General features: G+C 40.1%; 10 protein-coding genes. 4 read left to right on the top strand and 6 right to left on the bottom strand.

Annotation, left to right across the window (positions count from 1 at the left end; translation table 11 throughout):
* Positions 1–44 precede the first annotated feature (44 nt).
* Positions 45–674, bottom strand: coding sequence for a TetR/AcrR family transcriptional regulator (locus tag ACN0T8_RS13340; protein WP_417881117.1), 630 nt, complete (start codon positions 672–674; stop codon positions 45–47).
* A 217-nt stretch (positions 675–891) separates the two neighbouring features.
* Between ACN0T8_RS13340 and ACN0T8_RS13335 the strand changes: the two genes are divergently transcribed.
* From ACN0T8_RS13335 to ACN0T8_RS13325, 3 genes are all read left to right on the top strand, one after another.
* Positions 892–2058, top strand: coding sequence for an efflux RND transporter periplasmic adaptor subunit (locus ACN0T8_RS13335; protein ID WP_417881116.1), 1167 nt, complete (start codon positions 892–894; stop codon positions 2056–2058).
* Positions 2055–5123, top strand: coding sequence for an efflux RND transporter permease subunit (locus ACN0T8_RS13330; RefSeq protein ID WP_417881115.1), 3069 nt, complete (start codon positions 2055–2057; stop codon positions 5121–5123). The genes ACN0T8_RS13335 and ACN0T8_RS13330 overlap by 4 nt, the downstream gene beginning before the upstream one ends.
* Positions 5124–5240: 117 nt before the next feature.
* Positions 5241–6272 carry an AbrB family transcriptional regulator gene (locus ACN0T8_RS13325; protein ID WP_417881114.1) on the top strand — a complete coding sequence of 344 codons (1032 nt, stop codon included), beginning with the start codon at positions 5241–5243 and terminating at the stop codon, positions 6270–6272.
* Between the two features lie 60 nt (positions 6273–6332).
* Here ACN0T8_RS13325 and ACN0T8_RS13320 read toward each other — a convergent pair whose 3' ends face one another.
* From ACN0T8_RS13320 to ACN0T8_RS13305, 4 genes are all read right to left on the bottom strand, one after another.
* Positions 6333–7538 carry an HPP family protein gene (locus ACN0T8_RS13320; RefSeq protein ID WP_417881112.1) on the bottom strand — a complete coding sequence of 402 codons (1206 nt, stop codon included), beginning with the start codon at positions 7536–7538 and terminating at the stop codon, positions 6333–6335.
* Between the two features lie 138 nt (positions 7539–7676).
* The gene (locus ACN0T8_RS13315) at positions 7677–8621 is read right to left on the bottom strand and encodes a hypothetical protein (protein WP_417881111.1); all 945 of its coding nucleotides are present in this window, start codon (positions 8619–8621) and stop codon (positions 7677–7679) included.
* Between the two features lie 108 nt (positions 8622–8729).
* On the bottom strand, positions 8730–9212 hold the full coding sequence (locus ACN0T8_RS13310) for a DUF1456 family protein (protein ID WP_417881110.1): 483 nt from the start codon (positions 9210–9212) through the stop codon (positions 8730–8732).
* Positions 9213–9365: 153 nt separating this feature from the next.
* Positions 9366–10409 (bottom strand): phospholipase A, encoded by a 1044-nt coding sequence (locus ACN0T8_RS13305; RefSeq protein ID WP_417881109.1) that lies wholly within the window; start codon positions 10407–10409, stop codon positions 9366–9368.
* 235 nt (positions 10410–10644) lie between these two features.
* Between ACN0T8_RS13305 and ACN0T8_RS13300 the strand changes: the two genes are divergently transcribed.
* Entirely contained in the window at positions 10645–11235 is a 591-nt protein-coding gene (locus ACN0T8_RS13300; RefSeq protein WP_417881108.1) for an outer membrane beta-barrel protein, read from the top strand.
* Positions 11236–11386: 151 nt separating this feature from the next.
* Here ACN0T8_RS13300 and guaD read toward each other — a convergent pair.
* On the bottom strand, positions 11387–12322 hold a 936-nt coding region (guaD, locus tag ACN0T8_RS13295), incomplete at its 5' end, for a guanine deaminase (protein ID WP_417881107.1).

Below are 12322 nucleotides of genomic sequence, written 5' to 3'. Positions count from 1 at the left end.
TCAGCTTAACCGTTATATTTACCACTTAAAATCATGACTAACATTCACTTTATGGCGGTAATAATCTTCGTTAAAAAATAAGATTGTGCATCAATCAATGGTTGAATTTGTCTACATTCTTGGTCAAAAATTAAACTGCAATAACCATGTAAAGATGCCCATACAAAGTGTGCTTGTAACATCACATCCTCTTGCTTGACGACTCCCTCTTTCTGACATAGCAACAAAAGATCACAAAGAAATTGGAAAGACTCTTGTGAGTTCTGCTCAAGCTCAGGATCCGAAGAATATTGTAAGTTCGATAAACTAAACATCAGTTTATAATATTCCGGATATTGAGCTGCAAATTCGTAATAAGCTTTGCCAACCGCTTGTAATTTTTCTTGAGGTTGAGACTCTGGATATAAATCACTGGCTTGTTTGAGCTTTTGTGTAAAGCGAATATAGCCCTCACTAGCAATAGCGCAGAGCAAGGCATGTTTGTCTTTGAAGTGCCGATATGGTGCAGTGCGAGATACACCTAACTCCGCAGCAATACCACGTAATGTAATAGATTGAATTCCATCAGATTTTAACTTTTTCACACCTGTAAGAATAATCTTAGAACGCAAATCATCATGATGATAACTCGATGTATTTTTCGAACCTTTTTTCTTCTCAATAAACTCTGGCAATGTTCGTTCCTTACTAAAAATCCCCAATAATCACTCTACAAAAAAACTGCCGTTAACTCATTGCTCTTGCTCACCGTGTTTAATTAATACCCTCACCAATGTTGACAGTGTCAACATTTGATTATATTTTTATTTGAGATGAACTTTATTAAGACTCAGAACATGGAAATTCAACCTCAAGTAATGGCAGGTAAACACTTGCTAAGGAAAGCATCCAATGAAAATTTGTACTACAATATTCGTGATGACAGCTTCTGTCTCAGTACTCTCTGCATGCACCGAAAGTGATCCTAAACCGCCTACTACTTCTAAAGCTAACTCTTACACTACAAAGCATAATCAACCAATGGCAGTAGCTGTCTCAATTTTACACCAAGAAAACAGCTATTCCATTACTAATCGTTTTCTTGGCTTGGTTTCTGCTAGTCAACAAGCAAATTTAGGCTTTGAACGTAGCGGAAAAATATCAAGCATTCACGTACAAGTCGGTGACAAGGTGTCAAAGGGACAGGTATTGATAAAACTTGATACCGATATGTTAGAAAGTCAACAAAAGCAAATTCAGGCTCAGCAAAGTAGAATCAAAGCTGAGTTAGATTTGGCTAACAAAAAACTTCAGCGTCAAAACCACTTAAAAAGTAAAGGATTCAGCTCGGATGCAAATATTGATGATCTGACAAGCCAAATTGATGTCCTAAAAGCAAATGCCCTAGAACTTAATGAAAGACTCAAAGCAAACTTATTAGAACAAGAAAAATCGATTTTAACCGCCCCCTACTCTGGTGTGATTAGCTCCCGTTTTATCTCATTAGGTGATATTGTCACTCTTAGCTCACCTACTATCACCTTACTCTCCGATGAAAAACCCGAATTGCATGTTGGCATTCCCACTAAATACCGCTCAGCATTGGCTAAACAGACTCAATTTGAAGTTGATATAAATGATCAACATTACTCAATTGAACGAATTAACCCCGAGGCCGAAGTTAATAAACAATCCAGAACTGTAAACTTACACTTCGAGTTGCCAGAAACTCAACATTGGATGAATGGTCAAATTGGCTACTTAATTTTTCAAGAATCACAACCCATCAGCGGCTTTTGGGTACCGTTATCTGCATTGACTAATGGCATCAGAGGGACATGGAACGTATATGTAATAGTGTCGAATAAAGATCACTTAACCACAGAGCGACGCAGCGTTGAGATTATTTACGCCAATAGCCATCAAGCCTATATTCGTGGAGCAATTTATAATAATGAAAAACTTGTCACTGAGGGACTACACCGCATAGTCCCTGGGCAAGACATTTCTATTGCCACTAAAGAGCCAGTGTTGTCATCAGTATCATCAAATCAAGGTGCATTGGAGGCTCAACAATGAAAGCCATATTAGCCAATTCTCGCCTTCTCATATTACTCATTGCTATACTGATTGTATCAGGCAGTGCCGCCTTATATTCACTACCTAGAATTGAAGATCCCATCATCAGCAATCGCTTTGCCAACGTTAACATCCTATTCCCAGGAGCAACGGCGCAACGAGTTGAAGTGCTGGTTACCGAGCCAGTCGAAACCATATTAAAAGGGATCAGCGAAATAAAAGAAATCTCATCAGTATCAAAAGATGGGGTCTCAAGTTTAACGATTGAGTTACATGACCAAGTCACGGATCCAGAACCTATATGGTCGAAAGTTCGAGATAAACTAGATGATGCCTCAAGAGAACTGCCTTCAGGTGTGAATGAACCTATATTCAGTAGTGACCACACCTATGCATTCACCATACTCACAGCCTTAACATGGCAGCATGATAGTCCCGCTAATTTACTAACGATTAACCGTTACGCAAAAGAATTAGCAATGCAAATGCGTAATCTAACAGGTACTGATTTTGTCGATGAATATGGCAATCCCGATGAAGAAATCCTCATCAATATTCATTCATCGAATATCAGTCAGTTGAAAGCCTCAGCCTTAAGTTTAAGTCATCAAATTCAAAGTGGTGATGCAAAAAATTCCGCCGGTGAAATATTTAATAGACAGCACCGCTTTTCATTAGAATTAAATACCGCAACAGACTCACTGGATTCATTAAGAAGGCTCCCTATTAATACCACTAAAAATGGTGACATCACTCGCTTAGGTGACATTGCAACAATAAAGCATGACGCTCGTTATCCCAGCACCAATATTGCATTAATCGATGGTAAACCAGGTATTATCGTCGCCATTCGCATGCTACCAGAATGGCGAGTGGATTTATGGACTAATATCGTCAACGAGAAACTCACTCAGTTTGAACAATCCTTACCGAGTAATATCAAGCTAACACAGTTGTTCAGCCAACAAGGTTACACTGAAACGAGATTATCTAACCTGATACAAAGTATGCTGTTAGGACTTAGCCTGATTTTATTAGTTCTCCTTTTTACCTTAGGGTGGCGAGGTGCTGTCATTGTCGCAATATCGTTACCACTCACAACGCTTTCAACACTGGCAATGATGAATTTCACCGGTATTCCGATTAATCAAATGTCTGTCACAGGGTTAATTGTCGCGCTCGGGATCATGGTTGATAACACTATTGTAATGGTCGATACCATACAGAGCTTACGGCAAAAAGGGGTAACTCAATTACAAGCTTCATATCGAGCGGTTAAAGCACTCTGGGTTCCATTATTGGGCTCCACATTAACCACTGTTTTAGCTTTCGCCCCCATATTTTTAATGCCAGGTGCCACTGGTGAATTTGTGAGTGCCATTGCCATGACCGTCTCATTTTCATTAATCAGCTCTTATATCATCGCCCATACAATAATTGCGAGCTTGGCTGGTCGATTTTTCCCTCAAACAATGAAAGTAGATGGGAAAAGTATCGCATTTAAATGGTATCAAACAGGGATATCGACACCTTCTCTTAGTCATTGGTTTGCTCGATCGATTCACAGGTCATTAACCTCACCATTTAAAACCATCATTATTATGCTTATTTTACCGCTTTCAGGCTTCTATTTTATGGGGCACCTCACTACGCAGTTTTTTCCACCAGCCGATAGAGACATGTTTGAAATTCAAGTTTATATGCCACCTCAATCCACCATTTACGCTACTCAGGATACTGCTAAAGAAGTCAGCAAATTACTAAAAATCAACCCTGAAATTGAACAAGTAAATTGGATGATTGGAGAGAACTTTCCGGCGTTTTATTACAATATGCTCAGCGGTAAAATGAACACGCCTAATTTCGCCCAAGCGATGGTGAAAGTCAGTGATTATCAATCTGCCAATCGCTTAATTCCGATCATTCAAAGTCAAGTAAACAAAGCATTTCCACAAGCACAAATTCTAGTGAGAAAACTTGAGCAAGGTCCTCCATTTAATGCCCCTATCGAAGTCAGAGTGTTTGGTCCCAATCTTGACCAACTTAAAACCTACGGAGAAAATATCCGACGACTAATGGCACAAACACCATTTGTCACCCACACCAAAGAAACCTTATTAACCGGTGCCCCAAAAATAAAAGTAACCATTAAAGATGAAGCAGATATTCAAGGCTTTACTTTAAGAGGGATCGCTCAGTTATTAAATGCTTCTTTAACCGGTATAAAGCAAGGTTCTTATATCGATGGTACCGAATCAATACCCATAAAAGTACGAGTAAATGACACAGAAAGGGAGAACTTGTCTCAACTAAAAAATCTCTATTTTCCACACCCAAATAATGATGTAGGGATCAGTTTGTCGTCATTAGCCGAATTTACTTTAGTACCCACGACAGGTGAAATCCCCCACCTCAATGGCTTACGCTTAAATACGATTGAAGGCTATGTTGAATCTGGCGTGATCCCACAAGCGGCACTAGATTTATTCACACCAAAACTGAACAAATACATTGAAAGCCTCCCAGCTAACTATTGGGTAGAAATTGGAGGTGAGTCTTCAGAGCGCGATGATTCCGTGGCCAAACTAATGTCAAATTTATTAATGGTTTTCACCCTAATGTTTGTCGTAGTAGTCATCTCATTTAATTCTTTTAAACTCAGTGCAATCATCTTCTTAGTTGGGTTTTTATCATCAGGATTAGGATTATTTTCTATTTATATTTTTAACTATCCATTTGGCTTTACCGTAATTATTGGTCTACTCGGAGTGGTCGGGTTAGCCGTCAATGCTGCAATTGTCATACTAGCAGAGTTAAAACAAAATAAAGAAGCTTGCAAAGCTAATAAACCTGCCATTGTTCACGGTGTTGTATCTTGTGGTCGACATATTAGCTCAACCACCATTACTACCGTCGGTGGTTTCATTCCATTAATTCTCGCCGGTGGCGGTTTCTGGCCGCCATTTGCCATTGCAATAGCCGGTGGAACCGTACTCACTACCCTATTATCTTTTTATTTAGTACCAACCTTATTTTATCTTGCACATCGCCAGTCGAAAAAATAACGGTAAGTACCTAACATAAGCAGTGTTGAATCTGTAGATAAAGCTAAATAATATGACACAGAAGGTATATTTTCTTTATATTATGCCTAAGTGACTGACTACGATGCAGAATTCAACATGCCAACTTTGATGACTTTTATTATTGCACTACTCGGTGGGTTAATTGGCTATTTAACCCACATTCCTATTGGCGAAATGCTCGGGGCAATGCTGGCGGTTTTGATTGCCGGTCGCGTGTATCCAAAACTCTCATTTCCCAAACAGATGCTCACGGTGATTCAAATTGTGCTAGGCATCAGCGTCGGTGCAATCATCAATATCAATGATTGGTTTTCAAGTTTAAGTATTGGCGTCTTAATTGGTCTTTTATGTTGCATGACTAGCCAGATTATTATTGGCTATTTCTGGCTAACCAAACGTTGTAACTGGAGTCGTACAGAAGCTTTTCTCGGCGCAGTTCCCGGTGCTCTGGCTGCAATAATTGTGATGACCGATGCGCAAGAAAAACCATCTTATCGAGTAATTTTCACCCACTCAATTCGATTGATCTTTTTAATGGTTCTCGCCAGTATTATTGCAATATTTAATCATGCGTCAACCGAGGTTCCGACAGAGTTACTCACCCAACTACACAGCGCTTCTTATCTGCTGTTATTTGGAATTAGCCTTGCCGCGCTTACCGCTGGAATACTACTCGATAAAATCGGCATACCGGCGCCATTTATGTTAACTGCTATGCTGCTCACCGCAGGATTAAATTCAGCATTCCCCCAATACACTTACCAAGTACCGGAGTTCTTCTTACTGATTTCAATGACTCTGATTGGTGGCTTTGTGGGACTCAGAATGCAAGGAATTACACTGCAAGAAACCATCGATAGTGTTCGTTCGGGCGTGATGGTGACGCTACTCAGTTGCGGTGTCACTTTAGTGATGGCATTTATCTTTAGCCAACTGCTCAATACTTCCTTTTCGGTACTGGCTCTATCTTGGGTGCCGGGCAGCTTAGAGTCGATGACCGCAGTCGCCATACTTCTAGGATTAGAACCGGCTTTTGTAATGATGAATCATATTATTCGACTCACCCTACTCTATTTACTGCCAGCCTTTTTAGGTCACTCTTTGCTATCGGAAGATAAAAGAGTTTGAGGGTAGATTTACTCAGTTTGATAATTGAAACCTTATCGCGAGAAAGGTTTGTTAATAACATTACGATTTCTGATTCACTGAATACAGCGCACCAATCAAATCAGACTGAGTAATGATGCCACATAGCTTCTGTTCAGCATCCAATACCGGAATATGGTGCAAGCCGATATCAGAAAGCAAAGGCACCAGCGCTACAATATGGTCGGTATCTTTCACGGCGATCACATCCGTTACCATCAAATCCTTTACTTTATTATTCACTTCTTTTCGGTGCTTACGTTTAACCAGCATACGGTTCAAGTGTTTCAGTAATCCTGCATAGCTTGGCACGGATAAGTTTTTCAAAAAGTCGACACTAGAGATCACACCAAGCAATTCACGTTCCTCATTCACCACAGGTAACATACTGATTTTATGCTTGTGTAAGATTTTCCACGCCAAACCAAGTGATGTATCTTCCTTTACCGTGATGACATCAGCAGACATAATATCTCGACTTAAAATCTCACCACTACGACGTTGATAAGCGAGTTTCTGTGCTTGTTGGTAAATCGATTCTAATTCTTCTTGGCTGACCGCTAATACACTGTCAAAACTGTTAATCGCTTGCATTAAATCTTCGGATTGTAGCCCTAGGCGTTTCAATGGTGTGTGGTCGTTATGCAGATGTACCGGATCATAATGCGATTTAGGTACTAGCCAACGCCTTTTCATAATCAAACGATTAAGCAACTGACTGGTGATGAAAAACACGGCGATATTAATCAGAATGGGATAGAAAATATTAATCTCGACATCCATATATTGATCGGCAAGCACGGGCACTAAAGCGGTGGCTGCTGCTGGAGGATGCATACATTCAAAGATGTACATCACCATTAACACACAAGCAATAGTTGACGCAGCTAGCAAAGCTAAATCAGATATGAAAAACGTTAAAACAAAACCAATCATCGCCGATATGGAGTGACCCACCAAAAACGGCCAAGGTTTAGCTAACGGACTACTAGGAAGAGCAAATAAGATAACAGAGGAAGCCCCCATTGAACCGAGTAACACCAACATGGCATCTTGGCCTTGAACTTGCTGACTCACCAACACCACAATGAAAATAGCAATGAATGCGGTTAGTGCAACTTTCATTCGCTCAGCAAGAGGAATAGTTGAAATAGCCTGAGTACTAGCATGATTAATACCAAGTTGTAGTAATAATCGAGAAAAAACTTTTTGACTATGATAAGAAAGCTTCTGAACGAAAGAGTGCATTTAAATGTATCTATTTTTGAATAATGCACTATCTTATACAATCTAGTAACACATCATCAACAAAAATGCATACTAAACAATTTTTCATCCATTATTTCAGGCTGATTTTGTTGTAAATTGCCCTTCTCTATAAAACCTCTATTCCAGAAACCACTCGGCATTGGGATCATTATCTTGCACCCATTGCGGATTTTGTCTTGCTTCAAAATATAACTGCAAACCGTAATAATTTAAGTAACATTGTGGGCCACCTAAGTGAGAAAAATCGTCAAAAAATGCGTCTTCTTGCTGACATAATACCGGTAATGTCATGATCTGATTTTTAAGTGCCCATTGAATGGATTCCACTGTTGCCATGCCATCTCCCACGTGAACAGCTTCTACTCGGGAGTAGTCCCCAGCGAAGCTGGCTTGTCTTTCGATCTCTTGTTGATCGTCAAGCTGTTGGCGAACTTCATCGAGAATTTTGTCTCGTTGGTAACCAATAATCGCTTTATTAAGTTTGGCAATTCTTAGCGCGTAATCGAGTTTTTCAGGCCCTAGCAGGTCTACTAAGCTTGGTAATAACTCTTTATCCAAGCGCAATGATTTGATCAGGTGTTCGATACAAGTATTAAGCGACATATAACGTACACCATCGAACTCAAAGCCGTAGGTTTCATCTTCACCTTCTACCGGAATACTATCAATCGCGACGGTCCAACCTTGATAAGAAAGGCGATCTCTGGCGATTTCATACATCTTCCAAGCACTTTCGCCAAAACCACCAAGTAATGCGCCTGAGAATTCAGATTCTTGCAGTTCTTGTTCGGTCCAATTTTGCCCGATAGCAAGGTGATCTGAATACTTATCCATTAAAGAACGCTTTACGTGATCTCGCACTGCCCAAATCGAAGATACGTCACTGGCGACTCGAATGGCTGCACATTCCTCACAAGCAGGGATGCTCATTGGTCCATGGGTTAAGAAGTGAATATTTTTCGGATTTCTCGGTAAATCAAAAGCCTTGGCAGCTGGCTCGCCACAAAACCAGCAGGTATGTCTGAAATTGAATGGGATATCGATGTAAGTATATTGAGACATAAGAAAAGCCTATTGAGAGACTGAAATGACAAAGGGCTGAAGTCACCTGAAAAAATGCAGGTTATCAGCCCTTAAATTTAGATCCAAGTACTGGAAATACAATACTTCTTAATCTTCAAACTCAGCAGTATGTTCCGGGCGCAATTGACGCTGCACACCAAACAAGAAATTACGTAAAATTTGATCTTTACACTCACGGTAATGCTTGTTGTCCGGCTTGCGGAAAAATGCGCTTAGCTCGTGCTTGCTTAAATTGAAATCGACCAATTTCAGCGTCTCTAAAATATCTTCTGCTTTCATATTCAATGCAATACGCAACTTCATGAAAATCATATTGTTAGTTAAACGGTTTTCCGGTTGAGGCTGATCACCTTCCCGCTTACCGCGTTTAGTATTAATTAAACCATTGAGGAAAACTGCTAGCTCTTTATCGGTGCACTTTACAAAATCCGCATCTTCTTCTTTCTTTAGCCAAGCACTGATTTGTGAACGTGAAACTTCATGATCAGCAGCAGCGTAAATGGCAATCATCTCAGCATCTTTAAAATCAAAAGCGTAGCGGATACGGCGTAAAATGTCGTTATTAGTCAAAATCGTTCCTAAGGTAAAATAGTCATTTCAATCAAAGAAGGGCTGCACATCTGACAGCCCTAGAATACTCCTTCATTTTAACAGAGTTACAGATAGCTACCTATCTATTTAATAATAAGCCCGCTAATGAGACCCCTCTTTGCAGCAGTAAACTTATAAGATCCCTGTAATGGCGATCCCTAAACCTACTCTTTGTTGGTTTTGGTTGTAGTCAATTAAGCTACTGCCATAGCCAGAAGAATATTTCGCATAGCCACGAACTTTACCCCAAATAGGAAAGGTTAAACCTAATTCAGCATAGCCTTTATGGGTCGAAAAGTTCTCACGACCTAAGAAAGAAAACTCTAAATCATTCCATTTATACACGCTAGTTAATTCAAAATGTCCCATGAAGTCTTCAATATCGGGATTATCATCACCACTTGAATCATTAGGGTCACTTTTCTCACTTTCAGGAATACGCCACCAAGGTCGCAACACAATTAAGAAGTTATCTTTAGCAAAATAAAATTGAGTATAAATGCGATTCCAACTACGAGATAAATCCTGCCTTTGTCCGTTAGATTCATGTTCTATACCCACGCCAAATGCAGTGGTGCTACCAAATGGTGTCCAAGCGGTTGGAGTCACATAAAAAAGCTCTGGTCGGTAATTGGTTTCACGAAATGGGCGAGAAATATCATCGGCATAAACCTGCCAGAATGATTTCAATGTCATGCCAAAGAATAAGCCATCGCCTTCAAACATTAGGTCCGAATAATTTAAAGGCACTTTGAAACTAATTTGGAACTCCGCTTCTGCATGCTCAAGCCCTTCCGACCAATCAGTACCTTCATAAGCCTTGTCATTGATATTATCGCTGTAAGTCATAGGTAAAAGGTAATTCAAACGGTGAGCGGTGATCACAAAAGGTTCAAAGGCAGTTTTACGCTCGGTTTCGAAACGATTAACCGCTAAGTTTTCTTGTTTGTTATCCGGCGAATCAGTTTGAGAAACCACGTCCAATTGGCATTCATCACGGATGCTTTGAACCGTTTGATCGCCTTGTTGCTGTTTAATTTTATCTAATAAACACAAATCATATCCGCTCGGCACACGATTTTCCGACACTCGACTTAATGGTTCTAGATCTTCTGCCCATACCAGTGACACACAACACACATTGAACAACAACACTTGCAGCGAGTTCAGTCTCATGACTTATCCTTGTTCAGTATTTAAAAATCAAATCAGCATATCAAGTCAGATTAATAAATTATATAAATGACCGTTATTTATCACAAAAGACAAACATTATTTTACCTATTATTAATAGGTAACTTGTGAAGTTAATCGCTACCAAAGCATTGACAGTTTTACTTCACCGTTTTTTTAAAGCAAATTAAAGTTGTAAGGCGAATAAAACACAATGGAATGTGATTAGGATTTTCCAATGAAAAATAGAAACTGGTTATTAATTGTTGCAGCCGCGACCATGACCTCGACAACCGCTCATGCTGATATGATTATTACGCCAATGGTTGGCTATACACTAGGCGGCGAAGTCAAAGACTCCAATGGCAATGAATATGATCTAAAAGGAAGCGAGAGCTACGGCTTATCCATTGAAGTGCCGGTTGAAAATGGCCAGATCGGACTATTCTATTCCTATCAAGATAATGAGTTGGACTCTTTGGATCATGACTCTTCAATCCAATATTTGATGCTACAAAGTCGCTTGAATATGCCAATCAATAATGATGCATTAGGTTATGTTGGGGTAGGTTTGGGTGGTTCTTATACCGATGAGGATTGGGCAGATAACAAGTATGGTTTTGCAGCCAGTATTTACACTGGATTAGAGTATAAATTTACCGACAACATTGCGATAACTGGACAAATACGTTGGTTAGGCACAATCGTCGATAACGACTCACAAAGTGCCTGTTATGCAAACCAAAACTCAAGCAATTGTTATATTAAATTTGAGTCCGACTGGATGAACCAATTCCAGTCTAACGTTGGTATGGTATTTCGTTTTTAAACGTTTTCTATTAAACGAACGTTTATACCCAAAGTAGTTGAAGTTACAGTGAGGCGACAAGTGAATGAGGCCCCATGAGCATAGCTCGCCTATGGCTTTCTTTCATAAAGACACAGAGGGGTGAATGAACGCTGTCAACAAAGCTGAAGCTTCAAGTACGAAGGGTATAAGCCTTATAAGCTAAATCACCATAAATATACGTCGCATGTACGGTTCGGTCATCACCTAGGCTCATTAATACGAATAGCTTCTCTTCCAAGGTTTTGGCCTGCTGTATGCGAAACTTCATTAATGTGGTAGCACTGGGTTCTAGCACTACAAAATCCGCTTCTTTTCCAACTTCTAAACTACCAATTTTATCATCGAGATATAAAGCTTTCGCGCCGCCGAGTGTGGCTTGATAGAGCGATTTAACCGGGTGCAGTTTCTTTTGTTGTAGCTGCATAATTTTGTAAGCTTCACTCATGGTTTGCATCAATGAAAATGACGTACCGGCGCCCACATCCGTTCCCATTCCAACTCGAACTCCAAACTCTTCAATGCGATTTAAATCAAACAAACCTGAGCCTAAAAATAAGTTTGAGGTTGGACAAAACGCAATCGCAGAACCCGTATCTGACAAACGCTGACATTCGCAATCCGATAAATGTACTCCGTGAGCAAAGACCGATCTTGGGTGCAATAATCCGTGGTGATCATACACATCCAAATAGCCTTCTCGCTCTGGAAATAAAGATTTCACCCATTCGATTTCTTGTTTGTTTTCCGATAAGTGCGTGTGCATGTAAACACTAGGGTATTCTTGCAACAATTTACCCACCATATCGAGTTGTTCTGGCGAGCTGGTCGGTGCAAAGCGTGGTGTTACCGCATAAGATAAACGGCCATTGTCATGCCATTTTTCGATCAGTTCTTTTGAATCTTGATAACCGCATTCTGGTGTGTCGGTGAGGTAGTCTGGTGCGTTGCGATCCATTAATACTTTACCGGCGATCATCCGTAGATTACGGCGCTTGGCTTCTTGGAAAAACACATCAACCGATTGTTTGTGCACGGTACCAAAAACTAATGCAGTGGTCGTGCCGTT

The sequence above is a fragment of the Vibrio sp. genome (assembly GCF_048266485.1).
In the GTDB taxonomy this organism is placed as follows: domain Bacteria; phylum Pseudomonadota; class Gammaproteobacteria; order Enterobacterales; family Vibrionaceae; genus Vibrio.
This window is presented reverse-complemented; position numbering and strand designations above follow the sequence as displayed.